Source organism: Pantoea sp. X-Soil-ISGK-285, from assembly GCF_059730815.1.
Map to the genome: position 1 here is coordinate 1,198,511 of NZ_AP035938.1, position 23,941 is coordinate 1,222,451.

At 57.4% G+C, this 23,941-nt stretch carries 23 protein-coding genes, 3 tRNA genes and 1 other RNA gene; 17 read left to right on the forward strand and 10 right to left on the reverse strand.

The window, feature by feature from the left end; genetic code table 11:
- The first annotated feature begins 13 nt into the window (after positions 1-13).
- From cydX to AC6I8B_RS05660, 13 genes are all read left to right on the forward strand, one after another.
- A complete protein-coding gene (gene cydX / locus AC6I8B_RS05600) occupies positions 14-118 on the forward strand; it encodes a cytochrome bd-I oxidase subunit CydX (RefSeq protein WP_010260755.1) in 105 nt (34 codons plus the stop codon).
- On the forward strand, positions 118-411 hold the full coding sequence (gene ybgE, locus AC6I8B_RS05605; protein ID WP_022626040.1) for a cyd operon protein YbgE: 294 nt from the start codon (positions 118-120) through the stop codon (positions 409-411). The genes cydX and ybgE overlap by 1 nt, the downstream gene beginning before the upstream one ends.
- Positions 412-589: 178 nt before the next feature.
- A complete protein-coding gene (gene ybgC, locus AC6I8B_RS05610; protein WP_010260759.1) occupies positions 590-994 on the forward strand; it encodes a tol-pal system-associated acyl-CoA thioesterase in 405 nt (134 codons plus the stop codon).
- On the forward strand, positions 991-1,677 hold the full coding sequence (tolQ, locus tag AC6I8B_RS05615; protein WP_010260762.1) for a Tol-Pal system protein TolQ: 687 nt from the start codon (positions 991-993) through the stop codon (positions 1,675-1,677). Before ybgC ends, tolQ begins: the two co-directional genes overlap by 4 nt.
- 13 nt (positions 1,678-1,690) lie before the next feature.
- Positions 1,691-2,119 carry a colicin uptake protein TolR gene (gene tolR / locus AC6I8B_RS05620; protein ID WP_010260764.1) on the forward strand — a complete coding sequence of 143 codons (429 nt, stop codon included), beginning with the start codon at positions 1,691-1,693 and terminating at the stop codon, positions 2,117-2,119.
- 27 nt (positions 2,120-2,146) lie between these two features.
- Positions 2,147-3,448: a cell envelope integrity protein TolA gene (tolA, locus tag AC6I8B_RS05625; RefSeq protein ID WP_022626037.1), complete on the forward strand. Its 1,302-nt coding sequence runs from the start codon at positions 2,147-2,149 to the stop codon at positions 3,446-3,448.
- Between the two features lie 115 nt (positions 3,449-3,563).
- Positions 3,564-4,859, forward strand: a complete 1,296-nt coding sequence (gene tolB, locus AC6I8B_RS05630; RefSeq protein WP_010260769.1) for a Tol-Pal system beta propeller repeat protein TolB — start codon at positions 3,564-3,566, stop codon at positions 4,857-4,859.
- A gap of 50 nt (positions 4,860-4,909) precedes the next feature.
- Positions 4,910-5,440 (forward strand): peptidoglycan-associated lipoprotein Pal, encoded by a 531-nt coding sequence (pal, locus tag AC6I8B_RS05635; RefSeq protein ID WP_010260771.1) that lies wholly within the window; start codon positions 4,910-4,912, stop codon positions 5,438-5,440.
- Between the two features lie 9 nt (positions 5,441-5,449).
- Positions 5,450-6,244 (forward strand): cell division protein CpoB, encoded by a 795-nt coding sequence (gene cpoB / locus AC6I8B_RS05640; protein WP_010260773.1) that lies wholly within the window; start codon positions 5,450-5,452, stop codon positions 6,242-6,244.
- 164 nt (positions 6,245-6,408) lie between these two features.
- Positions 6,409-6,484, forward strand: a tRNA-Lys gene (locus tag AC6I8B_RS05645).
- A gap of 70 nt (positions 6,485-6,554) precedes the next feature.
- A tRNA-Lys gene (locus AC6I8B_RS05650) sits at positions 6,555-6,630 on the forward strand.
- A gap of 46 nt (positions 6,631-6,676) precedes the next feature.
- A tRNA-Lys gene (locus AC6I8B_RS05655) sits at positions 6,677-6,752 on the forward strand.
- Positions 6,753-6,795: 43 nt separating this feature from the next.
- Positions 6,796-6,929: non-coding RNA, RtT sRNA (locus tag AC6I8B_RS05660), on the forward strand.
- Between the two features lie 410 nt (positions 6,930-7,339).
- Here the strand turns inward: AC6I8B_RS05660 and AC6I8B_RS05665 are convergent.
- On the reverse strand, positions 7,340-8,815 hold the full coding sequence (locus AC6I8B_RS05665) for an AlkA N-terminal domain-containing protein (RefSeq protein WP_497817601.1): 1,476 nt from the start codon (positions 8,813-8,815) through the stop codon (positions 7,340-7,342).
- Positions 8,816-8,973: 158 nt separating this feature from the next.
- Between AC6I8B_RS05665 and AC6I8B_RS05670 the strand changes: the two genes are divergently transcribed.
- The 3 genes from AC6I8B_RS05670 (at position 8,974) to pnuC (ending at position 11,451) form a co-directional block, all read left to right on the forward strand.
- Complete coding sequence (locus tag AC6I8B_RS05670) at positions 8,974-9,516, forward strand: methylated-DNA--[protein]-cysteine S-methyltransferase (RefSeq protein WP_010260149.1); 543 nt, start codon at positions 8,974-8,976, stop codon at positions 9,514-9,516.
- Positions 9,517-9,642: 126 nt separating this feature from the next.
- Entirely contained in the window at positions 9,643-10,704 is a 1,062-nt protein-coding gene (nadA, locus tag AC6I8B_RS05675) for a quinolinate synthase NadA (RefSeq protein WP_010260151.1), read from the forward strand.
- 24 nt (positions 10,705-10,728) lie between these two features.
- Entirely contained in the window at positions 10,729-11,451 is a 723-nt protein-coding gene (pnuC, locus tag AC6I8B_RS05680; RefSeq protein ID WP_010260155.1) for a nicotinamide riboside transporter PnuC, read from the forward strand.
- Here pnuC and zitB read toward each other — a convergent pair.
- From zitB to AC6I8B_RS05700, 4 genes are all read right to left on the reverse strand, one after another.
- Positions 11,445-12,428, reverse strand: a complete 984-nt coding sequence (gene zitB, locus AC6I8B_RS05685) for a CDF family zinc transporter ZitB (RefSeq protein WP_010260158.1) — start codon at positions 12,426-12,428, stop codon at positions 11,445-11,447. The genes pnuC and zitB overlap by 7 nt on opposite strands.
- Positions 12,406-15,450, reverse strand: a complete 3,045-nt coding sequence (locus tag AC6I8B_RS05690) for a hybrid sensor histidine kinase/response regulator (RefSeq protein WP_497817737.1) — start codon at positions 15,448-15,450, stop codon at positions 12,406-12,408. Before AC6I8B_RS05690 ends, zitB begins: the two co-directional genes overlap by 23 nt.
- A 14-nt stretch (positions 15,451-15,464) precedes the next feature.
- Positions 15,465-16,046: a response regulator transcription factor gene (locus AC6I8B_RS05695; protein ID WP_033756983.1), complete on the reverse strand. Its 582-nt coding sequence runs from the start codon at positions 16,044-16,046 to the stop codon at positions 15,465-15,467.
- A gap of 98 nt (positions 16,047-16,144) precedes the next feature.
- Positions 16,145-16,513 (reverse strand): YbgS-like family protein, encoded by a 369-nt coding sequence (locus AC6I8B_RS05700; RefSeq protein ID WP_022626030.1) that lies wholly within the window; start codon positions 16,511-16,513, stop codon positions 16,145-16,147.
- Between the two features lie 287 nt (positions 16,514-16,800).
- Here AC6I8B_RS05700 and aroG point away from each other — a divergent pair, with 287 nt between their 5' ends.
- Positions 16,801-17,853, forward strand: coding sequence for a 3-deoxy-7-phosphoheptulonate synthase AroG (gene aroG, locus AC6I8B_RS05705; protein WP_010669658.1), 1,053 nt, complete (start codon positions 16,801-16,803; stop codon positions 17,851-17,853).
- Between the two features lie 202 nt (positions 17,854-18,055).
- Here aroG and gpmA read toward each other — a convergent pair whose 3' ends face one another.
- From gpmA to modF, 5 genes are all read right to left on the reverse strand, one after another.
- Entirely contained in the window at positions 18,056-18,808 is a 753-nt protein-coding gene (gene gpmA / locus AC6I8B_RS05710; protein ID WP_033756988.1) for a 2,3-diphosphoglycerate-dependent phosphoglycerate mutase, read from the reverse strand.
- Between the two features lie 151 nt (positions 18,809-18,959).
- Positions 18,960-19,994: a galactose-1-epimerase gene (gene galM, locus AC6I8B_RS05715; RefSeq protein ID WP_157351713.1), complete on the reverse strand. Its 1,035-nt coding sequence runs from the start codon at positions 19,992-19,994 to the stop codon at positions 18,960-18,962.
- Positions 19,988-21,136: a galactokinase gene (galK, locus tag AC6I8B_RS05720; RefSeq protein ID WP_157351715.1), complete on the reverse strand. Its 1,149-nt coding sequence runs from the start codon at positions 21,134-21,136 to the stop codon at positions 19,988-19,990. The genes galM and galK overlap by 7 nt, the downstream gene beginning before the upstream one ends.
- The gene (galT, locus tag AC6I8B_RS05725; protein ID WP_010260177.1) at positions 21,133-22,179 is read right to left on the reverse strand and encodes a galactose-1-phosphate uridylyltransferase; all 1,047 of its coding nucleotides are present in this window, start codon (positions 22,177-22,179) and stop codon (positions 21,133-21,135) included. The genes galK and galT overlap by 4 nt, the downstream gene beginning before the upstream one ends.
- Positions 22,180-22,416: 237 nt before the next feature.
- Complete coding sequence (gene modF / locus AC6I8B_RS05730) at positions 22,417-23,889, reverse strand: molybdate ABC transporter ATP-binding protein ModF (protein WP_497817602.1); 1,473 nt, start codon at positions 23,887-23,889, stop codon at positions 22,417-22,419.
- Positions 23,890-23,941: the final 52 nt, after the last annotated feature.

Below are 23,941 nucleotides of genomic sequence, written 5' to 3' on the forward strand. Positions count from 1 at the left end.
AAGGAGACGTCGCATGTGGTATTTTGCCTGGATTCTCGGCACGTTGCTGGCCTGTGCCTTTGGTATCGTGACCGCGCTGGCGATTGAGCACATTGAAGCGCAGGATGAGCCTCACTGATGCGAACGCTAATTCGGATGCTGTATGATCTGATGGATAAGGGCCCGTTACGGGCCCTTTCACTGCTGCTGGCGCTGCTGACCGCAGGCGGCGTGATGTGGGATCCGACACGCTTTGCCAATCAGGCAGGCCAGTTACCGGCTCTGCAGGGGCTGGTGCTGATCTGGGCGGTCTGCAGTGGGGTGATCCACGGTGTGGGCTTCCGGCCAAAGCAAACCCGATGGCAGGCGCTGTTTGCCCCGTTACCCGCCATGCTGGTGCTATTTATTGCGCTTTACCGTTTTTATCTTTAAGACCCCGCCTCATCGGCGCTGTCAGTGAATTTTTGTCAGCGTCTGGTCAATTAATCTCCCTGAAATCGTTCCGTTTGTTACGGAGCGATAATTATTTTCGCCTGGCTCTGACGAGCCATTCCCAACCCCAATTCTCTTGCGTATAGTAACAACGTTTAAAACGAGGCCGGGATGTAGAGTGAGTACAACGCTGTTTCGCTGGCCGGTTCGGGTCTACTACGAAGATACTGATGCCGGTGGTGTGGTTTATCACGCCAGCTATATCGCTTTTTATGAACGAGCACGTACTGAAATGTTGCGACAGCACCATTTCAATCAGCAGACGCTGTTAGAACAGCAGATCGCTTTTGTGGTACGGCGTATATCGGTGGACTATCTGGCGGCGGCGCGTCTTGATGACCTTCTGGAGATCCAGAGCGAGGTCACATCAATGACACGGGCTACCATGACGTTCACTCAGCGTATCGTGAATACTGAAGGCAAAGTGCTCAATGAGGCAGAAGTCCTGATTGCCTGCATTAACCCACATCTAATGAAGCCGATTGCGCTTCCCAAGTCTATTGTCGCGGAGTTCAAGCAGTGACTGACATGAACATTCTTGATTTGTTCCTGAAGGCGAGCCTTCTGGTCAAACTTATCATGTTGATTTTGATCGGCTTTTCTATTGCCTCCTGGGCCATCATTATTCAGCGCACACGTATTCTGAATGCGGCGGGAAGAGAAGCGGAGGCGTTTGAAGACAAATTCTGGTCCGGCATCGAACTCTCGCGCCTCTATCAGGAGAGCCAGGAGCGCCGGGAAGAACTGGGTGGTTCGGAGCAGATTTTCTATTCCGGCTTTAAAGAGTTCGCCCGCCTGCATCGCGCCAACAGCCATGCGCCGGAAGCGGTCATTGATGGTGCGAGCCGTGCGATGCGTATCTCAATGAACCGTGAGCTGGAAGCGCTGGAAAACCACATTCCATTCCTCGGCACCGTCGGTTCTATCAGCCCTTATATCGGACTGTTCGGCACCGTCTGGGGGATCATGCACGCCTTTATCGCACTGGGTGCCGTGAAGCAGGCAACCCTGCAGATGGTTGCACCGGGTATCGCTGAAGCGTTAATTGCGACCGCTATCGGTCTGTTTGCCGCGATTCCGGCGGTGATGGCGTACAACCGTCTGAACCAGCGCGTAAACAAACTGGAGCAGGGCTACGACAACTTCATGGAAGAGTTCACTGCCATTCTGCATCGCCAGGCTTTCTCCAGCGATAGCGCTAAGTAAATAGAGGTTAATGATGGCCAGAGTACGTGGTCGCAAACGCCGCGACCTGAAGTCGGAAATCAACATCGTTCCGCTACTGGACGTCCTGTTGGTGCTGTTGCTGATCTTCATGGCAACGGCGCCCATTATTACCCAGAGCGTGGAAGTGGATCTGCCTGATGCGACCGATTCGAAAACCGTTGCCAGCGATGATAATCCGCCGGTGATTGTCGAAGTGGCGGGCGTGGGTCAGTACAGCCTGGTCGTGGATCACGATCGTATGGATCAACTTCCGCCAGAGCAGGTAATCAGCGAAGCGCAGCGTCGACTGGAAGCGAATCCTAAGACGGTCTTTTTGATCGGGGGCGCGAAAGAGGTGCCTTACGATGAAATTATTAAAGCGCTCAACCTGCTGCACCAGGCGGGTGTTAAATCTGTCGGTTTGATGACGCAGCCGATTTAAAATCGAACCGTTTTTTGGGAACCGAGTGTGTCGAAGGCAACCGAGCAAAACGAGAAGTTAAAGCGCGCGATAATCATTTCGGTGATTCTGCATATCGTGCTGATCGCGCTGCTGATTTGGAGCTCGTTTAATGAGCACATTGACGCCAGCAGTGCGGGTGGCGGAGGCAGTGATATTGATGCAGTGATGGTCGATCCCGGTGCCGTCGTGAGTCAATACAATCGTCAGCAGAACCAGCAAAGTGACAGCCAGCGGGCTGAGCAGCAGCGTAAAAAGCAGGCGCAGCAGCAGGCTGAAGAGCTGCAACAGAAACAGGCTGCTGAACAGCAGCGTCTGAAAGCGCTGGAAAAAGAGCGTTTAGCCGCGCAGGAAACCGCGAAAGAAGAGGCAAAACAGCAGGCTGAGCAGCAGAAGGCTGCCGAAGACGCTGCTAAGCAGGCGCAGGAGCAGCAAAAAACGGCGGAAGCGGCGGCTGCCAAAGCCAAAGCGGATGCAAAAGCTCAGGCAGATGCGCAGGCAAAAGCCGCGGCTGAGCAGGCGAAACAGGCCGCAGCCGAAGCAAAGAAGCAGGCTGATCAGCAGGCGAAAGCCGCCGCTGCCGCTGCTGCAAAAGAGAAAGCCGTTGCGGAAGCGAAGGCGAAATCTGAAGCAGATGCGAAAGCCGCAGCTGAAGCCAAAGTGAAAGCGGCGGCGGATGCCAAAGCCAAAGCGGCTGAAGAGGCTAAACAAAAAGCTGCTGAAGCCAAAGAAAAAGCCGCAGAGGCGGCGAAAGAGAAAGCCGCAGAAGCAGCAAAAGAGAAAGCGGAAGCGGCTAAAGAGGCCGCCAAAGAGAAGGCGGAAGCTGCCGCGAAAGCGAAAGCCGATGCCGCGGCGAAAGCCAAAGCCGATGCTGCCGCTAAGGCCAAAGCGGATGCTAAAGCGAAAGCCGCCGCCGATGCTGCCAACGACAGCGATGTCGATGATTTGCTGGGTGGACTCGCTTCCGGTAAAAATGCACCGAAAAGCGGCACCTCTGGCGGCGCAGCAGGGCAGGGAAACCAGAAGAAAGCGGGTGCATCAGGCGCGGAAATCAACTCCTACATGGGTCAGGTTGTGAGTGCGATTCAGAGCCGATTCTATGATGCGGATCTGTATCGCGGAAAAACCTGTGATTTGCGGATTAAACTTGCGCCTGATGGCTTGTTGATTGATGTTAAGTCAGAGGGTGGCGATCCCGCGCTCTGTCAGGCCGCGATTGCTGCCGCAAAACAGGCACGTATTCCGAAGCCGCCTTCGCAGGCGGTCTACGAAGTGTTTAAAAACGCCCCAATGCGTTTTAAACCGCAATAATGCAGTAACGGGCGGCAAGTTGATCTATGTTTAGCGTGCCGTACTTAAGTTGTACTCGTGGTTTCCAGGAACAGTGCCAATTATCGTGGACTGAGGTTCAGATAAGGGAGATAAAATGAAGCAAGCTCTTCGCGTTACGTTAGGCTTTTTTATCCTGCTGTGGGCAGCCATGCTGCATGCAGAAGTTCGAATTGAGATCACCCAGGGTGTCAACACTGCGCGCCCGATTGGCGTGGTGCCGTTTAAATGGGCCGGTGCTGGCGCAGCGCCGGAAGATATCGGCGGCATCGTTGCAGCTGACCTGCGCAACAGTGGCAAATTTAATCCACTGGATCGCTCGCGTCTGCCACAGCAGCCTGCCAGCGCTCAGGAAGTTCAGCCTGCCGCGTGGAGTGCACTCGGCATTGATGCCGTGGTCGTCGGTCAGGTCGCGTCTAACCCGGATGGCAGCTATCAGGTTTCGTACCAGCTGGTCGACACTGGCGGTGCTCCCGGTACCGTGCTGGCTCAAAACAGTTATAAAGTGACGAAGCAGTGGCTGCGTTATGCCGCTCACACGGCCAGTGACGAAACATTCCTGAAGCTGACCGGTATCAAGGGCGCTTTCCGTACCCGTATCGCCTATGTGGTGCAGACCAACGGCGGCCAGTTCCCGTATGAACTGCGCGTTGCTGACTACGATGGTTACAACCAGTTTGTCGTGCATCGTTCACCACAGCCTCTGATGTCGCCAGCCTGGTCTCCGGATGGCAGCAAAGTCGCTTACGTGACCTTTGAAAGCGGCAAATCTGCGCTGGTGGTACAGACGCTGTCGAACGGTGCTATCCGTCAGATCGCCTCCTATCCACGTCACAACGGTGCCCCAGCGTTCTCGCCGGATGGCTCTAAGCTGGCGTTCGCGCTCTCTAAAACCGGCAGCCTGAACCTCTATGTGATGGATCTGGCCTCAGGTCAGACGCGTCAGATTACCGATGGTCGCTATAACAGCACCGAACCAACCTGGTTCCCGGACAGCCAGACACTGGCTTACACCTCCGATCAGGCTGGTGCTCCACAAATCTACAAAGTCGGACTTAACGGTGGCGCGCCACAACGTATTACCTGGGAAGGCGGTCAGAACCAGGATGCGGATGTCGCAACAGATGGTAAGTCAATGGTGATGATTAGCACCAACGGTGGTGCTCAACACGTCGCCAAACAGGATCTGGAAACGGGAGCCGTTCAAACGTTAACGGACACGTTCCTGGATGAAACGCCGAGCCTGGCACCCAATGGCACAATGGTAATCTACAGCTCTACTCAGGGTATGGGTTCCGTGTTGCAGTTGGTTTCTACCGACGGCCGTTTCAAAGCGCGTCTTCCGGCAACTGATGGACAGGTAAAATTTCCTGCCTGGTCGCCGTATCTGTAATGTCTGACAGTTCAGACATCACAAACAATAAACAATAATGGGATTTTGAAATGCAACTGAACAAAGTGCTGAAGGGTTTGATGCTGGCTCTGCCGGTTCTGGCAGTAGCGGCTTGTAGCTCACACAAGAACAACAACAATGACCAGACTGGCATGGGCGCTGATGGCGGCGCTTACGGTGCAAATTCTGGCATGAACGGCAACGGCGGCAACATGTCTTCTGACGAGCAGGCTCGTCTGCAGATGCAGCAGCTGCAGCAGAACAACATCGTGTACTTCGGCCTGGACAAGTATGACGTTCAGTCTGATTACGCACAGATGCTGGATCAGCATGCAACCTTCCTGCGCAGCAACCCGTCATACAAAGTGACCATCGAAGGTCATGCGGATGAGCGCGGTACGCCGGAATACAACATCGCCCTGGGCGAACGTCGTGCTAACGCGGTTAAAATGTACCTGCAGGGCAAAGGCGTGTCGGCTGATCAGATGTCTATCGTATCTTACGGTAAAGAGAAGCCAGCCGTTCTGGGTCATGACGAAGCAGCGTATTCTAAAAACCGTCGTGCCGTTCTGGTCTACTAAGAGAATCACATGGTTAGTAACTTCAGACATCACCTGTTGAGTCTGTCGTTACTGATTGGCGTAGCGGCCCCCTGGGCCGCTAATGCCCAAGCGTCAATCAGTAGCGTTGGCTCCGGCTCGGTCGAAGACCGTGTCACCACTCTTGAACGAATTTCTAATGCCCAGGCACAGCTGATGCAGCAATTGCAGCAGCAGATGAGCGATAACCAGCGTGATATCGACGCGCTGCGTGGGCAAATCCAGCAAAACACGTATCAGTTGAATCAGGTGGTTGAGCGGCAGAAGCAGCTTTACCAGCAGATTGACAGCCTGAGCAGCGCCAGCACCAGCGGCGGTCAGCAGGCAGCGGGCAGTAATGCCGCAGCGGATACCGGCGCAGCAGCAACCGCAGGCGCGGCAGCATCAACGGATAGCGCACCTGCGCAGACCGGTGACGCTAACAGCGATTACAATGCGGCTGTGGCGCTGATTCTGGAGAAGAAACAGTATGATCAGGCGATCAGCGCGCTCCAGGCGTGGGTAAAACGTTACCCGGATTCGACCTATCAGCCGAACGCCAATTACTGGCTGGGACAGCTGAACTATAACAAAGGCAAAAAGGACGACGCGGCTTACTATTACGCCACGGTAGTGAAAAACTATCCGAAGTCGCCGAAAGCTGCAGAAGCGTTGTTGAAAGTGGGCGTCATCATGCAGGAGAAAAAAGACACAGCGAAAGCTAAAGCGGTCTTCCAGCAGGTGATCAAACTTTATCCAGACACCGAATCTGCTAAGCAGGCGCAAAAACGTCTGACAAGTCTGTAATCTGTACGGTTCAGGCCAGATATCGTGTGATTTCTGGTCTTGCCGTATGAAAGGTAAGCAACTGAAGCATTTAGCAGAAATAAGAGTTGCGCTACCCCGCTAAATCAGTAATATATGCCGCCGTTGCCGGGACACATTGCAAAGTGTCTGGTAAGCCTGAAGATGGGTCGTTAGCTCAGTTGGTAGAGCAGTTGACTTTTAATCAATTGGTCGCAGGTTCGAATCCTGCACGACCCACCATCTTCCTCAGACGCGCTTTTACCGCGCAGTTTTAAGAAGAACACTTCAGCATTGCTTCACAACCTAAGATGGGTCGTTAGCTCAGTTGGTAGAGCAGTTGACTTTTAATCAATTGGTCGCAGGTTCGAATCCTGCACGACCCACCATCTTATCTCAGCCGCCTGGCGTGTTGAACGGTTGTAAGCCCCCAGCGGGTCGTTAGCTCAGTTGGTAGAGCAGTTGACTTTTAATCAATTGGTCGCAGGTTCGAATCCTGCACGACCCACCAATTAAGAAAAAAGCGCCCTCAGGGCGCTTTTTTTGTTTCTGCGGCACGGCGTTCCCCGTGCAGGGTGAGAACCTGCAGCAGGTTCGACTGAATCGCCAGGCGATTCAGGCTGATGCGACAGCATCACCCGAAGGGCGAGGCCCCGGATGGGCCGAGGCAATCCTGCACGACCCACCAATTAAGAAAAAAGCGCCCTCAGGGCGTTTTTTTTGTTTCTGCGGTATCTGATTACTTTTTCAAAGCAAAACGTGATTGGTTTTTGAAATTGTGAGCAAACTCCGGCCCGTTCCGCTGTGAGATCGAGCCTGCGTAGAGAACAGGGTCAGATCGGAAAGACGCAAAAGCCGTCATCCATGACATGCTCGGCCCGCGCCGTCCCTGGCGCGGGACGCTTTCCTCTTCTGACCCTGTTCCCTGCGCGTTGAGCTTTTTCGTTGCGGCCAAATCCAGTCGGGTGCGAGTTTGTAAGCAGTCTGGAAAGCCTCTGGCGATGGCTGTCGGCCCGCGCCATTCTCTTCTGACCCTGTTCCCTGTTCCCTGCGCGTTGAGCTTCTGTATTGCTGGCAGATTTGCCCCCACTCTCGCCGTCACGGCTTTTTCTTTGCCTTTGCCACTGCCAGGCTCTCCCAGATATGCATCACTGCATAGCTGCGCCAGGGACGCCACGACTGCGATCGCGCCTCCGCTTCTTTCGATGACATGCCGCCCAGGTTATTCCGGATGGCAATATCCTCTTTGGGAAAGGCATCCGGCCAGCGCAAAGCGCGCATCGCGATGTAGTGCGCGGTCCAGGGACCAATACCCGGCACGCTGACCAGCTTTTTGATGACCTCGTCTGGCGCCTGAGCGGCACTAAGACGCAGATCTCCGCTGGCGCAGGCATTTGCAAAGGCGATGATGGCGCGGGAGCGGGCGGCACTGACAATCCCCATCGGCGCGACATCGTCTACCGTCAGTCCGGCGATGCGTTCAGGATGGGCGGTGTAGCGGGTCAGATCGGCGAACGGCGTCTCACAGGGTTCGCCAAAGGCGGCGGCAAAACGGCTGCTGACCGTGGTGGCCGCTTTGACCGTCACCTGCTGGCCGATAATGGCGCGCACGCCCAGCTCAAAGGCGTCGAATGCGCCAGGCACACGCAGACCCGGATGCGAGATCAGGCAGGGTGCCAGCAGTGGGTCCTGCGCCAGACAGGCGGCGATACGCTGCGGCTGTGCGTCGAGATCGAACAGATCACGCAGACGGCGCAGCAGCAGAGGCAGAACCGGCGTCAGCGAGGTTGAGAGCGTCACCTGCAGCGCATTCTTTTGCGGCAGATGCGAAACAGAAACCCAGCCCCGGCAGCGGCCGAGCACCACGGTGCGTCGCCAGCAGCCATCTTCCACCGCCTCGACCTCTTTCATCAGATGTGTCTGCAAAAACCAGAGCATCGCCGCCCAGTCATAGGGAGGGCGATAGGCCAGCCGCAGCGTCACGCGGTCGCCGGGCTGCGCGCATTGAGTGCCCGTATCGTCCCTGCGCAGCGCGCCTGGCGTCATGCGGTAACGCGCCTGGAAGACATCATTAAAGCGCCGCAGGCTGCCAAAGCCGCTGGCATAGGCAACGTCAATAATCGGCAGTCGGGTTTCGGTCAGCAGCTGTTTAGCCAGCAGCATGCGCCGCGTCTGCTTCAGCTCCAGCGGCGAGACACCCAGCTCCTGCTGCACGATACGGCGCAGTTGACGCAGGCTGATACCGAATTCAGCGGCAATCGCCTCCAGTCCTTCACGTTCCTCCAGCATGCCTTCCTCGATACGCTGAACCAGCCGCTCTGCCACACGGTGCGGCTGATCAACCGGCGCATTACCGGGTGCCAGTTCAGGCCGACAGCGCAGGCAGGGGCGAAAGCGGGCTTTCTCCGCCGCTTCGGCGCTGCTGAAGAAAAGGCAGTTCTTCTGCATCGGCGCTTTAACCGGGCAGACCGGACGACAATAGATACCGGTTGAGGTCACGCCAACAAAGAAAACGCCGTCAAAGCGGGTATCACGAGAGGTCAGCGCCTGATAGGCAATGTCGGGATCGAGCATGGCAGTTCTCCGGTAAATAAGCGCAGCCTACACCGGTGAATCCCGGCAGACTGGCTGTTTTCGGACAGCACAACAGTTTATCGCCATGACCGAAAACAGCCAGTCAGGCTGATGAAAAGTGCGATAATAGGCGACAGAACCGTGACGGGAGAATCACCATGTACTACTTCAAACCGATAGTCACCCCGGTGGGTGAACTGAAACTGGTCGCCAGCGATAGCGGCCTGGCGGGTATTTTGTGGGAAAACGACGATCCCAAACGCACCCGGTTTTTGCCGCAAACGCGCGATGACGATCATCCCATTCTGATCGAAACTGAGCGTCAGCTCAGCGAGTACTTCACCGGTGCTCGTCGCTGCTTTGAGCTGCCACTCGATTTTGTCGGCACTGAGTTTCAGAAAAAAGTCTGGCAGGCGCTGGTGGCGATCCCGTTTGGTGAGACGCGCAGCTACAGCCAGATTGCGCGGGAGATCGGCCATCCGCTGGCGGTGCGAGCCGTCGGTGCGGCCAATGGGCGTAATCCGCTCTCGATTGTCGCACCGTGCCACCGCGTGATTGGGGCCAACGGCAAGCTGACCGGCTTTGCGGGCGGACTGGATATCAAAGCCTTTCTGCTGGCACTGGAAGCGCCGCAAAAACCGCTGGTACTGGCAGATGAAACGCAGCCCGGCAGGGTCGGCGCTGTGATGCAGACAGAATAAATATCGCACGACACAGCCAGGCTTTTCCGCTATCGTGTTTAGCATATAAAACACGATGGCGGATTCAACGCCATAAGTCGCCGGAACAGGCGATTTTCGTTAATTAGACAAAACGAGAGCTGTGTCATGAGTGTGATGTTCGATCCAGAAAGCGCCGTTTATCCCTTTCCGCCCAAACCCGCTCGTCTGAGTGACGACGAGAAGGCGTTCTACCGTGAGAAAATTAAAGCGCTGCTGAAGGCGCGAAACGCAGTGATGGTGGCGCACTACTACACCGATCCGGAAATTCAGGCGCTGGCAGAAGAGACGGGCGGCTGCGTTTCCGACTCGCTGGAGATGGCACGCTTTGGCAGCAACCATTCGGCGACGACACTGCTGGTGGCGGGCGTGCGCTTTATGGGGGAAACCGCCAAAATCCTCAGCCCGGAGAAAACCGTACTGATGCCGACGCTGCAGGCGGAGTGCTCACTGGATCTCGGCTGCCCGATTGAAGAGTTTAACGCCTTTTGCGACGCCCATCCCGATCGCACTGTGGTGGTCTACGCCAATACCTCGGCGGCGGTAAAAGCGCGGGCCGACTGGGTGGTGACCTCAAGCATTGCGGTCGAGTTGATTGAGCACCTCGACAGTCTGGGCGAAAAAATTATCTGGGCGCCGGATCGCCATCTTGGCCGCTACGTCACCCAAAAATCGGGCGCGGACGTGCTCTGCTGGCAGGGTGCCTGCATTGTGCACGACGAGTTCAAAACCCAGGCGCTGCAGCGTATGAAAGCGCTCTATCCCGACGCGGCAGTGCTGGTGCATCCTGAGTCACCGCAGGCGATTGTCGATCTGGCCGATGCGGTCGGCTCGACCAGCCAGCTGATTCAGGCCGCCAAATCCCTGCCGCATCCGCAGATGATTGTGGCGACCGATCGCGGCATCTTCTACAAAATGCAGCAGGCGGTGCCGGATAAAGAGCTGCTTGAAGCGCCGACCGCCGGTGAAGGTGCCACCTGCCGCAGCTGTGCTCACTGTCCCTGGATGGCGATGAACGGCCTTAAAGCCATCGCAGAGGCGCTGGAGTCGGGTGGGATGGAACATGAGATTCAGGTGGATGAGGCGCTGCGTGAGGCGGCGTTACTGCCGCTTAATCGCATGCTATCCTTTGCAGCGGAACTTAAACTCAACGTGAAGGGAAACGCGTAAGCGTTTTCCGGACAGGTGCTCAGCATGGACTTCTTCAGCACACACAATATTCTGGTTCACATTCCTCTGGGTGCCGGAGGCTACGATCTCTCATGGATTGAGGCTATCGGCACGCTGGCGGGCTTACTCTGCATCTGGTTTGCCAGCCTGGAAAAAATCATCAACTATCCCTTTGGCCTGATTAACGTCACGCTGTTTGCGGTGATTTTCTTTCAGATCCAGCTCTACGCCAGCCTGCTGCTGCAGCTCTTCTTTTTTGCCGCCAATATCTACGGCTGGTACGCCTGGAGTCGGCAAACCTCCGATCATCAGGCGGCGCTGAAAATCCGCTGGCTGCCGCTGCCTAAGGCGCTGGCCTGGACGGCGGGCTGTGTGATTGCGATTGCGCTGATGACCCTCTATATCGATCCGGTGTTTGCGCTGTTAACCCGTGCGGCTGTCACGCTGATGAACGGCCTTGGCCTGTCGGTGGCGATGCCCGCGCTGCAGCCGGATGCGTTCCCGTTCTGGGACTCCTGCATGATGGTGTTGTCGATTGCGGCGATGGTGCTGATGACGCGCAAATATGTTGAGAACTGGCTGCTGTGGGTCATCATCAACGTGATTAGCGTGATGATTTTTGCCCGTCAGGGCGTCTATGCGATGTCGCTGGAGTATGTGATTCTGACGCTGATTGCGCTGAACGGCTCGCGCATGTGGATCCGCAGCGCGCGGCAACAGGGTTCCCGCGCGCTGTCGGCTCAGTGAGTGTGCGCTTCGCCTTTAGCATGAGCATGCTCATGGTCGTGTGAATGGCTGTGATCATGGCCGGTGGCGGCAGCGCCGCTTAAGCCGAGTTCACACTCGGCACCGGCACAGGGCTGATACTCCATCTGCACGGTCGCATGCGCAATCTGATAGTGCTGGCGCAGATAGTCGTGGATACGATGCAGCAGCGCATCGTGATCGTAAGGCGGGATCACCTGCGCATGCAGCGTCAGCATCGGCTTTTCGCCCACCTGCCACAGATGCACATGGTGAACATTGCGCACCTCTGCGATGTTCAGGGTGAGATCACGTATCAGCCGGTTCACATCCAGCGAACGCGGCGCCCCTTCCAGTAACTCCTGCAGACTCTCACGCAGCAGCGCCCAGGCGCTGCGCAGCACCAGCAGTGACACCAGCAACGACAGAATCGGATCGATTGGGGTCCAGCCGGTCAGCATAATAATCACCGCCGCGACAATCGCACCCACCGAGCCAAGCAGGTCGCCCATCACATGTAGCGCCGCGGCCCGCACATTGAGATTCTTCTCTTCGCTGCCGTGATGCAGCAGCCAGAACGACAGAATATTGGCCAGCAGGCCGCCAATAGCAATCCCCAGCATCAGGCCGCCGGTCACCGGTTGCGGGTCGGCAAAGCGGCGCACCGCCTCCCAGACGATCAGTGCGGTAATGCCCAGCAGCGCAATGGCGTTAACAAATGCGGCCAGCGTGGTCAGACGCAGCAGGCCAAAGGTGTGGCGTGCATTGGGTTTACGGCGCGAGAACTGCACCGCCAGCAGGGCCATCAGCAGCGCGGCGGCATCGGTCAGCATATGCCCGGCGTCCGCCAGCAACGCCAGTGAACCCGAGAGCCAGCCGCCAATCACTTCAGCCACCATAAAGACAACGGTCACCCCGAAGGCGGCCGCCAGACGCGTGCGATTACTATCCTGCCCGCTATGAGTGTGGGTATGTGCCATAAGATTCCAGTTTTTTCAGTAACCTGTTTGCTAATAATATCAGTAATTGCCACGTCTCAGACGTGTCCTGATGCTGTTTTGCCTGCTCCGCCAGTTGCTGGCTGAGCTGTGCGCCGTGATCCAGTCCCACCAGTAACCAGCTTCCTTTCATCCGGTGTGCCGCTTCGGCGAACGGCATCCACGCCTCGCGTTCGCGTGCTTCGCGCATCACGGCCAGATCCTGTGTCACCGTGCTGTGCAGCGTCTGGCTCAGACGGCGGAGGAATTTCTCATTCTGCTGCGCCAGTTGCCACAGATTATCATCCAGCGCCGCCAGCGGATCTTCCTGCCACTCTGTCAGCAGCGCGCTGAGATCGGCTAACTGCACCGGTTTTATCATTACCCGCTCCCGCGCCTCCAGCGGTCGTGACAGCAGCTGGGCATCCGCGGAGCAGAGCACCCGCATCGCCTGACGCTTCCGCTGACGGTCACGCCGCCGCAATATCCGCAGCAGCAGCGTGCCGTCAGGCCGCGGCATCATCTGGTCGATAAACAGCAGGTCATAAGGCTGTTGCGCATCGGCCTGCAGCAGCGCGCGTCCCTGCTCAAAGATGTCAGCCTGAATCGCAAAACGCGACAGCTGCTGCTGCATCACCAGCAGATTGGTCGGATGGTCATCGACAATCGCCACCCGCAGCGGTGGAAGGTCGGGAAGGGCGGTTTCATCCACGTGGTTTGCTGGTGCGCAGACCTCCAGTGGCAGCGTCACGGTGACCTGGGTGCCGTGACCGGGTTCAGAGGCGAGCCGGATGTCGCCGCCCATCCGCTGCACCATTTCCCGGCAGATAAACAGCCCCAGGCCGCTGCCCTGCACCGAAACCGATTTACCGGACGGCGCCTGATACCAGGGATCGAACAGCTTCTGCTGCTCCTCTGGCGGAATGCCGCTGCCGCTGTCGCTCACCGTCAGAATCAGCTGTTGTTGCTGTGCGGCCAGCGTCAGGCGAATCGCGCCGTGGCGGGTAAATTTCAGCGCATTGGTCATCAGGTTGTTGACCACCTGCTGCAGGCGATCGGCATCGATCATCACGGCATCAGGCAGCGGCGTCAGCGCCTCGACGATCAGATGCGGGCCGTCTTCGCGCATTAACGGATGATAAAAGTGCTGCTGCTGATTGAGCCACTGCGCCAGCGCCAGCGGACGGGGCGCCAGGGTAAAACTGTTGCTCTCGATGCGCGCATGATCCTGCAGATCATTCAGCAACGTCAGCAGCGATTGCGCACTGCTGTGCAGCAGCGTCAGGTTCTGGCTGCTGTGCTGCTGCTTCTCCAGCTCCAGCAGTCCGAGGATCGCCTGCATCGGCGTGCGCAGCTCATGGCTGACGGTCGCCAGGAACTGGCTCTTCATCGCATTGGCGTGCTCAGCCTGTTCACGCTGCTGACGCTCCCGGCGCTGTTGCCAGTAGCGGCGCGCCAGCAGCAGCAGCAGCAGCGCAATGGCCGCACCTGCCACCGCCAGCACCATCATCGGCAGCGAACGCATCACCATCACGCTGCCGGGCTGTGGCGGGGTTGACCAGCTGTCGCGCATCTGACTCTGTGTGTCAGCCGGGATCTGCTGCAGCGCGCGATCCAGCAGGGTGCGCAGCACCGGCTGGTCAGCCGTCACGCCCAGCGCGATCGGCCAGGCGATGTCGCTGGCGGCAAAGGCGAGGTGGATGCGCGCATCATCGCGGCTGGCGATACGCCAGCGGGCGGAGAGCACGTTATCGACCAGCGCATCGATCTGCCCTTTTGCCAGCGCGTCATAGAGACTATTACGATCGGCAAACTGCAGCGGCTGCAGATCCGCAGGCAGCAGACGCAGCGCCAGGTCATCCTGTAACACGCCGACCCGCTTGCCGCGCAGGTCGCGCCAGTGCGCCAGCGTATCGGGCTGGAGGGTGTAGATGCCCCACAGCGCGCGCCACACCGGCAGCGAGGTGCTCTGCATCGCATCGCCGTTCAGCGGCTGCATCAGCTGCAGCATCGCCTGCTGCTGACCGATCAGCGTGTTCGCCTGACGCGGATTGCTGACCCACACCGGTTCAAACTGCAGGCCGGTGCTCTGAGCTATCGCTTTCAGCAAATCCACGCCATAGCCTCTGGCGGTCCCGCTGGCATCGCGATAACTCCAGGGATAGTTGTCCGGTTCGGCGGTGTAAGTAATACGCGGATGATCGGCAATCCAGGCGCGTTCAGTGGGGCTGAGCATCAGGGTCTGCGTATCCTGGTAGCGCGGCAGGGTACTGCTCCAGCGCGCCTGCAGCGTGTTCATCAGTTCTGCTGGCAACTGACGCAGGCTCTGATTAATCCAGCTGATAAGCTCCGGATCGCGGGAGACCGCGCGCAGGTTGAGCTGTCCGGCCTCGATGTGTGAGGCGATCTGATAAATCTGGCCCTGTTGCAGCTGGCTCAGCAGAAATCCGGCGCTGGTCTCATCCGCCACCACATAATCATTCTGCTGATTCAGCAGGGTATAGAGCGCCTGCAGATCACTGCTGTAGCGTCGCCAGCTGTGGCGGGCCGCCAGCGCAGGCGGCAGTTGTGCCAGCGTGCTTTCGCTGATCGCCAGTTGGGCATTCTGGCTGTTAAACATCACGGCACGCTGGTTTTGCTGATTGCGGTAGACCCGAAGCGGGCTGCTGTACCAGTTATCGCTGCTCAGCGCGCCGGCTGGCAGGGGAGAAATCCACATGCCAAGCGCAAAATCGATCTGGCCGCTGTTCAGCGCCTGCATCAGATGCGGCTGATCGCTGTAGAGGTTGAGGCTGAACTGCGCGCCAGTCAGCTGGCGCAGTGCGGAAAGATAGTCAGCATTGATGCCATACAGGTCGTTGCCGATGCGCATCGCCCAGGGGGCGTGGTTCTCTTCCAGCAGGCCAACACGCAGAATTTTGCCCTGCATGGTTTCCGCGTGTGTCACCGGCAGCATCATCGGCAGATTGATGCTGCTCACCGGACGCACCTCAGCCAGAACGGAGCCGCACAGCAACAGCAGCATCAGCAGGAGAGTTCTCACTGCTGCGCCTTCCACAGGTCAGCCAGTTCCACCACCGAACGGGCGCCGGTTTTTTCCAGAATGTTCTTTTTATGGGTGCTGACCGTTTTATTACTGATGTGCAACTGGGCGGCGATTTGCAGATTGGACAGGCCGCTGGCCAGCAGCGCCAGAATCTGACGCTCTTTCTGGGTCAGCGGGAGTTCCGGTTCATCATCCATCACCGGAAACGCCGTCTGACCGCCCAGCACCGCCAGGATAGCGCTAAGCAGCTGCGCCATGCGCTGGCTCTTCACCACATAACCGGCGGCACCCAGCGCCTGGGCGCGACGCACATAGTGGCGGGTCTGCTGAGCAGAGTAGATCAATACCGGACAGTCGGGCCGATGGATCTTCAGGCGACGCAAAAACTCCAGCCCATCGCTATCCGGCAGGCCAATATCCAGCACGATGATGTCCAGTGGCTGCTGAAGCAGGGGACGGGCGGCTTTTTCACTGCTGGCAGAGAGGAGCTGAACCGGAATAGGCGACTGGCTCAGAGCGGCTTCAAGTGCCACTTCAACCAGCGGATGATCGTCAATCAGAAGCAAAACGGCCATGAAGGATTTCCTGTAAAATTCACAGGATTAGCATAGCGGAAGAGTGGGACAGAGGGGAGAAAAACCAGGAGAGCGTCAGCTCTCCTGGCTAAACAGAATTACTGGGTGGTGCCGTCGGTTTTGGTATCTACGTCACCGCCGCCCACTTTAGTCTGAACTTTTTTATTGATGTTCGGACATTTACCATCTTTACACTGGGCGTTCTGGTCCATTTCGTTAGCAGACATATTACCATGGCTGGTGGTGCTGCCAGACGTTGCAGGATTGGTATCGTTGCCAGTGTTATTAATTTTGCTGTTATCGACATTATTTGGCGGCAGATTCTCTTTCGCTCCGCCCGCTGCTGCACCTGCACTGGCTGCCTGATTCGATGTACCGTTATTGCTGCTGCTGTCTGCAGCCAGTACCGCACCGCTGCTCAGTGTCATTGCTGCTGTCAAAAAGAGTAAGGCAAACTTTTTCATCATTATGCTCCCGTTAATAAATGAAGATGCTTTAAGCCCAGAGGTGCAATTTCGGGTAAGAAAATCCCTGACGAAATATAATTCGCCGGTTGGCTTAAACAGGGTGATTTAATTTGGTAAGCGGGACGTTCCTCAGTGCTTACCATTAAAAAGTCTAGTCGCTAACCTGATTAATGCAAATATCACCCGCACATTTAACCCGCAGCGGGAATTTACACCCCAGGCGCTTCGGGCTACATTGGGCAGGTTGTGTCCGGCGGGCGCCGGGCCAGAAATAATATGGAATCAGTATGAATTACCAGAACGATGACTTACGCATCAAAGAGATTAAAGAGCTGTTACCTCCGGTTGCGCTGCTCGAAAAATTCCCGGCGACCGATCGTGCTGCACAGACCGTTTCACAGGCCCGTCAGGCGATTCATCAGATCCTGCAGGGCAAGGACGATCGCCTGCTGGTGGTGATCGGCCCCTGCTCAATTCATGACACTGAAGCGGCAAAAGAGTATGCCGACCGCCTGCTGGCGCTGCGTGATGAGCTGAAAGGCGAGCTGGAAGTGGTGATGCGGGTCTATTTTGAAAAGCCGCGCACCACGGTGGGCTGGAAAGGGCTGATCAACGATCCCTACATGGATAACAGCTACCAGCTCAATGACGGTCTGCGTCTGGCGCGTAAACTGCTGCTGGATATTAACGACAGCGGCTTACCGGCGGCGGGCGAGTTTCTGGATATGATTACCCCGCAATATGTGGCTGACCTGATGAGCTGGGGCGCGATTGGCGCGCGCACCACGGAATCCCAGGTACACCGTGAGCTGGCGTCCGGTCTCTCCTGTCCGGTCGGCTTCAAAAACGGCACCGATGGCACCATTAAGGTGGCGATCGATGCCATCAACGCGGCGGGATCGCCGCACTGTTTCCTGTCTGTGACGAAGTATGGTCACTCCGCCATTGTGGAAACCAGCGGCAACGGTGACTGCCATATCATTCTGCGCGGCGGCAAAGAGCCGAACTACAGTGCGCAGCATGTTGCAGAGGTCAAAGAGGGCCTGGCAAAAGCGGGTCTGCCACAGCAGGTGATGATCGATTTCAGCCACGCCAACAGCAGCAAGCAGTTCCAGCGTCAGATGGTTGTGGCAGACGATGTCTCACAGCAGCTGATTAATGGTGAGCAGGCGATTGTCGGTGTGATGATCGAGAGTCATCTGGTGGAAGGCAACCAGAGTCTGGAGAGCGGCGAGCCGCTGGTCTATGGCAAAAGCGTCACCGACGCCTGTATCGGCTGGGAAGATACCGACAAGGTGCTGCGTCAGCTGGCGGCAGCGGTTAAACAGCGCCGCGGCTGAGTGGGATAACTGACAAGGTCTGACCCGGTTCGCGTTGAGGATTGTGCCTCTGACCGTATTCCCTGCGCTTTGAGCCAATCAGTTGTTGCCTGGCTCATTGATCTCTTTATTCTGACAACGAACACAGTGCGCAGCGTTCGTGCGCGCAGCCCAATAAAAAAGGCCAGACTTTCGTCTGGCCTTTTTGCATTTCAGCGAGAAATTACTTCGCTTTACCCTGATTCGCAACGGCTGCGGCTTTCGCGGCAATCTCGTCCTGGTCGCCCAGGTAGTAGCGTTTCAACGGTTTGAAGTTTTCATCGAACTCATAGACCAGCGGTACGCCGGTAGGGATGTTCAGTTCGAGGATTTCATCTTCGCTCAGGTTATCCAGATATTTCACCAGCGCACGCAGTGAGTTGCCGTGTGCGGCAATGATCACTTTCTCACCGCTTTTGATGCGCGGCAGAATGGTTTCGTTCCAGTAAGGGATAACGCGGTCAATAGTCAGCGCCAGGCTTTCGGTGGTTGGCAGCTGCTCTGGGGTCAGTTTCGCGTAACGCGGATCATGGCCCGGGAAGCGCTCATCTGAACGATCCAGCTCTGGCGGAGTAACGGCAAAGCCGCGACGCCACTGCTTAACCTGCTCATCACCATATTTGGCAGCGGTTTCCGCTTTATCCAGACCCTGCAGCGCACCGTAGTGACGCTCGTTCAGACGCCAGGTTTTCTCAACCGGCAGCCAGGCCTGATCCAGCTCATCCAGCACATTCCACAGCGTGTGAATGGCACGCTTCAGTACTGAGGTGTAAGCGAAATCGAAAACAAAGCCCTCTTTTTTCAGCAGCTGACCTGCTGATTTGGCTTCGCCACGACCTTTCTCAGAAAGGTCAACATCATACCAACCGGTAAAGCGGTTTTCGTTGTTCCACTGGCTTTCGCCGTGTCGCACCAGAACCAGCTTAGTTACAGCCATAGCTTAACTCCTTAATACTGTGATGTTTCTGTGAGATTGGAAACCTGCTGCTGCCCGCCTGACACGCGAGCTGATTGCGCCATACCATAACGGAAAAGCGGGCAGCACGTAAGCCTGTGTGTGACGCACTGCGCGTTTTTCAGCCGGAGGCTCAGCGTGGCGTGAAGCGATAACGCGTCACGGATTCCCAGCGATCTCCCGGCTGCAGCCAGCAATCAGGCTGAGGCCATTCATCATGATTAGGCGAATCCGGTAAAAATTCGCTCTCCAGCGCAATACCCTGAAATGCAGTATAGCTCGCCTGTTCACGGGCACGGGTGCCTGCCAGGTAGTTGCCGGAGTAGAACTGCAACGCCGGTGCCGAAGTGGTCACGCTGAGCTGCAGTCTGCCATCTTCCGACCAGAGTTCTGCCGCAGGCTGAGTGTCGTCGCCTGCGCTGCTGAGCAGAAACGCATGGTCATAGCCCTTCACCGCTCGCTGGTCGTCGTCTGCCAGAAACTCCTGTGCCACGACTTTGGCCTCGCGGAAATCAAAACTGGTTCCGGCAACCTCTTTCAGCGGCGCATTCGGGATGCCTTCGCTGTCGACCGGCAGATAATGGTCGGCGTGCAGTTGTAAGCGATGCTGGCGGGCGTCGCCATGATGCGCATCAAGGTTAAAGTAGGCGTGGTTAGTCAGATTGACCGGGCAGGGCTGATCGCAGCGCGCTTCATAGCTAATGCTCAGGCAGTTCTGGTCATCCAGCTGATAGCGCAGATCGGCAATCAGATTGCCGGGATAGCCCTGATCGCCATCAGGCGAATCAATGCGGTAGTGCACCTCGCTGTCAGACTGGCTGACAATCTGCCAGCGGCGCTTATCAAAGCCTTCCGGTCCGCCATGCAGCTGATGTGCGCCCTGGTTCGGCACCAGCTGGCGGTTCAGTTTATTCAGTTTTGCCCCGGCGATGCGGTTAGCGTAGCGGCCGACCGTCGCGCCCAGATAGGCATCCTGATGGAGATAGTCAGAGGGCGTGGCGCAGCCGAGCAGCGCTTCACGCACCGTGCCATCCTGCATCGGCACGCGGGCGGAGAGCCAGGTCGCGCCCCAGTCCATAAAGGTGGCCAGCATGCCGTTGGCATTGCGCAGCACCGTTATGCGCCACGGCTGACCGTCGGGCGCATGGGAGTTGACGTCGTTCAGCATTGGCCAGCTCCTTCAGAGGCTTTGCAGACGTAGAAGGTCTCTTTGATGCCGGTTGCTGCTTCATACTGCTCCGCTACGGCGGCTTTGACCTGATCGACCAGATCCAGTGGCATCAGCGCGACGATACAGCCACCAAAGCCGCCGCCGGTCATACGCACGCCGCCGCGCTCACCGATCTGCGCTTTCACGATCTCAACCAGGGTATTGATCGGTGGCACGGTGATCTCGAAGTCGTCACGCATCGAGGCGTGAGATTCGGCCATCAACTGGCCCATACGGGTCAGGTCGCCCTGCGTCAGCGCATCGGCTGCTTCCAGGGTGCGGGCGTTCTCGGTCAGGACGTGACGCACGCGTTTTGCCACCTGCGGGTCGAGCTGCGCCTGTGCCGCTTCAAACTCGGCCAGTTCAACGTCACGCAGCGCCTTCTTATTGAAGAAACGCGCGCCCGCTTCACACTGCTCACGACGCGTGTTGTATTCGCTGCCAACCAGGGTACGACGGAAGTTGGAGTTGATGATCACCACCGCGATATCTTCCGGCATCGACACCGGACGCGTGCCCAGCGTGCGGCAGTCGAGCAGCATGGCGTGATCTTTCCGGCCCAGCGCTGAGATCAGCTGGTCCATGATGCCGCAGTTACAGCCGACGAACTGGTTTTCCGCTTCCTGACCATTCACGGCAATGGCGGCGCCATCCAGCGGCAGATTATAGAGTTGCACCACCACGGTGCCGACCGCCACTTCCAGCGACGCAGATGAGCTGAGGCCCGCGCCCTGAGGCACGTTGCCGCTGATCACCATATCGATACCGCCGAAATCGGCATGTCGCTGCTGCAGATGTTTCACCACGCCGCGCACATAGTTGGCCCACATCGGTTCCTGCAGGCTGACGATCTCTTCATCCAGCGAGAATGTGTCCTGCGCATTTTCATAATCCGCCGCGACCACCCGAATCTGGCGATCGTCACGGCGGGCACAGGCAATCACCGTCTGGTAATCGATGGCGCACGGCAGCACGAAGCCGTCGTTATAGTCGGTATGCTCGCCAATCAGGTTAACGCGGCCCGGTGCCTGAATGGTATGCGTAGCGGCGTAACCGAAGGTGTCAGAGAAAAGCTGCTGCGTGATGGTTTTTAAGCTCATTGTTGTGCCTCACGGAAGTGAACGTCGCTGACAGAACGCAGACGTTCCGCCGCCTGTTCCGCCGTTAAATCGCGTTGGGTTTCGGCCAGCATTTCATAGCCAACCATAAATTTACGCACCGTTGCTGAGCGCAGCAGCGGCGGATAGAAGTGAGCATGCAACTGCCAGTGATCGTTGGCTTCGTCGTTAAACGGCGCGCCGTGCCAGCCCATGGAGTAGGGGAATGAGCACTGGAACAGGTTGTCGTAGCGGCTGGTCAGCAGCTTAAGCGCCAGCGCCAGGTCAGTACGCTGCGCCTCATTGAGGTCGGTAATTCGTTTGACGTGCGCTTTCGGCAGCAGCAGGGTTTCAAACGGCCAGGCGGCCCACCACGGCACCACCGCCAGCCAGTGATCGGTTTCCACCACGGTGCGGCTGCCATCCTGCTGTTCACGTGCCAGATAATCGACCAGCATCGGCGAGCCATGTTTAGCGAAATAGTCGCGCTGATGATCATCTTCACGCTGCGCTTCATTCGGCAGGAAGCTGTTGGCCCAGATCTGACCATGCGGATGCGGGTTGGAGCAGCCCATCGCCGCGCCTTTGTTCTCAAACACCTGCACCCAGGGATAGTGCTGACCCAGATCGGCGGTCTCTGCCTGCCAGGTACGCACCACCTCTTCCAGTGCGTTCAGCGACATCTCCGGCAGGGTTTTGCTGTGATCGGGCGAGAAGCAGATGACCCGACTGGTGCCGCGTGCGCTTTCACAACGCATCAGGATATCGTCGCTCTCGGGCGCGTCTGGCGTGTCGGTCATCAGCGCAGCAAAGTCATTGGTAAAAACGTAGGTGCCCGAATAGTCCGGGTTTTTGTCGCCGGTGATGCGGGTGTTTCCGGCACACAGGAAGCAGTCCGGATCGTGCGCCGGTAACGTATTGACCGCCGGGGTTTCCTGCGCGCCTTGCCACGGACGTTTGGCCCGATGAGGTGAAACTAAAATCCATTGATCAATCAGTGGATTGTAACGGCGATGCGGGTGATCGACCGGGTTGAATTTTTCCATGTTAGATCCTGGTAAGCGTCAAAAGCCAAAGAGGCATCGGTAAAAAGTAGCACATCAGCGCGCCCGAAAGCGTGATCAAGTCTGAATAAATGGTATCGTTTACACAAGCTGAATATTCTTATTTCGTGGCAATGTGCGCGGATATATGGCGTGAAAGGTGATGTGGAATGGTAGCGCTTACACAAGAGCGCTTTAAAACGCCGCAGCAGCGGCGTGGGGTGATGCGTTACAAGAGCCCTAGTGCAGGGTTTCCTGCTGATAGTGATAGCCGCCGTCATGGGCGATAAAGCTCAGGCGATGTGTAATGCAGGCGGGCGCATCTTCCGCGTGATGCGAAACAAACAGCAGCTGAGTCCGTCCCTCGCCAATCAGCACATCGACAAAGCGCCGCACCAGCTGGCGGTTAATCGGGTCGAGCCCCTGTAGTGGCTCATCCAGTATCAGCAGCGTCGGATGCTTAACCAGCGCGCGGGCAATCAGCACCAGCCGCTGCTGTCCCCATGAAAGCGAGTGGAACGGCGCATCGGCCTGTCCGTTATCCATCCCCAGCAGTGCCAGCCACTGCTGCGCCAGCGCTTTTTGCCGGTCAGAAGCCGCCTGATAGAGACCAATGGAGTCGAAGAAGCCCGACAGGATCACCGTGCGCACATTGGTGCTGACGCGGTAATCGAGATGCAGGCTGCTGCTGACATAGCCAATATGCTGCTTGATATCCCAGATGGTTTCACCACTGCCGCGACGGCGGCCAAACAGGGTTAAATCATTGCTGTAGCCCTGAGGATGATCGCCGGTCACCAGGCTGAGCAGGGTCGATTTCCCTGCGCCGTTCGGGCCGGTAATCTGCCAGTGCTCGCCGGCGTTGACCTGCCAGTTCAGACCCTGAATTACTGGCTGATCGTTATACGAGACGGTGCCGTTGCGCAGGATAACGCGCGGCGCATCATCCGCCAGCGATGGCCGCTGATCCGGCACATCCGCCTCAGGTAACGCCATTCCCATCAGCTGTTCACTGTGTGCCAGCTGTGCCACCAGCGCTTCCGTTAAAATGGCCTGGCGTGGCCCGCTGTGGGTGAGGGTGCACTCCGCCAGCACGCCAACCTGCTGAATGAAGTCGGGAATATCGTCAAAGCGATTGAGCACCAGCACCAGGGTAAATGTCGGCTGCTGCAGGCCGCGCAGCGTGTCGGTCAGGCTGGCGCGCGACGCCACATCCAGCCCGTCAAACGGCTCATCCAGAATCAGCAAATCTGGCTGGTTCATCAATGCCTGACAGAGCAGGGTTTTGCGGGTTTCGCCGGTAGAGAGATATTTGAAGCGGCGTGAAAGCAGCGCTTCGATGCCGAACTGCTGTGCCAGCTGCTCGCAGCGCTCGGGCTGCTGCACCTCCGCCTGAATCACCTCTGCCACGGTCAGCCCGGTATCCTCTTCACCTTCGCTGAGCATATCGGTGTTGTTGCGCTGCCACTCCTGCGCCACCAGTGTTTGTAGCTGCTCCAGCGACAGCCGGACCGGCCGTCTGAAGTCGCTGCTGACTGAACCGGCCAGCGGCGGCAGTTCTCCAGAGAGTGCGCGCGCCAGTGATGATTTGCCGCTGCCGTTGGCTCCGACAAACGCCCAGCTTTCGCCGCGCTGCAGTTCCACCTGATTCAGACTCAGTATCCGGGTATCGCTAAGACGAAACGTGCCTTGCGAAATGTGCAATGAAGCCATGTTCTGTTCCATTTTTTGCATCGTGTCACTGAGTTGTAACCATTGCCCGTAA

Bases quoted from the DNA above. Each gene is read 5' to 3' on its own strand.
- cydX (WP_010260755.1), top strand. From the start codon at position 14: ATGTGGTATTTTGCCTGGATTCTCGGCACGTTGCTGGCCTGTGCCTTT.
- ybgE (WP_022626040.1), top strand. From the start codon at position 118: ATGCGAACGCTAATTCGGATGCTGTATGATCTGATGGATAAGGGCCCG.
- tolR (WP_010260764.1), top strand. From the start codon at position 1,691: ATGGCCAGAGTACGTGGTCGCAAACGCCGCGACCTGAAGTCGGAAATC.
- tolB (WP_010260769.1), top strand. From the start codon at position 3,564: ATGAAGCAAGCTCTTCGCGTTACGTTAGGCTTTTTTATCCTGCTGTGG.
- pal (WP_010260771.1), top strand. From the start codon at position 4,910: ATGCAACTGAACAAAGTGCTGAAGGGTTTGATGCTGGCTCTGCCGGTT.
- cpoB (WP_010260773.1), top strand. From the start codon at position 5,450: ATGGTTAGTAACTTCAGACATCACCTGTTGAGTCTGTCGTTACTGATT.
- AC6I8B_RS05665 (WP_497817601.1), bottom strand. From the start codon at position 8,815: ATGCTCGATCCCGACATTGCCTATCAGGCGCTGACCTCTCGTGATACC.
- AC6I8B_RS05670 (WP_010260149.1), top strand. From the start codon at position 8,974: ATGTACTACTTCAAACCGATAGTCACCCCGGTGGGTGAACTGAAACTG.
- nadA (WP_010260151.1), top strand. From the start codon at position 9,643: ATGAGTGTGATGTTCGATCCAGAAAGCGCCGTTTATCCCTTTCCGCCC.
- pnuC (WP_010260155.1), top strand. From the start codon at position 10,729: ATGGACTTCTTCAGCACACACAATATTCTGGTTCACATTCCTCTGGGT.
- zitB (WP_010260158.1), bottom strand. From the start codon at position 12,428: ATGGCACATACCCACACTCATAGCGGGCAGGATAGTAATCGCACGCGT.
- AC6I8B_RS05690 (WP_497817737.1), bottom strand. From the start codon at position 15,450: ATGCTGCTGTTGCTGTGCGGCTCCGTTCTGGCTGAGGTGCGTCCGGTG.
- AC6I8B_RS05695 (WP_033756983.1), bottom strand. From the start codon at position 16,046: ATGGCCGTTTTGCTTCTGATTGACGATCATCCGCTGGTTGAAGTGGCA.
- AC6I8B_RS05700 (WP_022626030.1), bottom strand. From the start codon at position 16,513: ATGATGAAAAAGTTTGCCTTACTCTTTTTGACAGCAGCAATGACACTG.
- aroG (WP_010669658.1), top strand. From the start codon at position 16,801: ATGAATTACCAGAACGATGACTTACGCATCAAAGAGATTAAAGAGCTG.
- gpmA (WP_033756988.1), bottom strand. From the start codon at position 18,808: ATGGCTGTAACTAAGCTGGTTCTGGTGCGACACGGCGAAAGCCAGTGG.
- galM (WP_157351713.1), bottom strand. From the start codon at position 19,994: ATGCTGAACGACGTCAACTCCCATGCGCCCGACGGTCAGCCGTGGCGC.
- galK (WP_157351715.1), bottom strand. From the start codon at position 21,136: ATGAGCTTAAAAACCATCACGCAGCAGCTTTTCTCTGACACCTTCGGT.
- galT (WP_010260177.1), bottom strand. From the start codon at position 22,179: ATGGAAAAATTCAACCCGGTCGATCACCCGCATCGCCGTTACAATCCA.
- modF (WP_497817602.1), bottom strand. From the start codon at position 23,889: ATGGCTTCATTGCACATTTCGCAAGGCACGTTTCGTCTTAGCGATACC.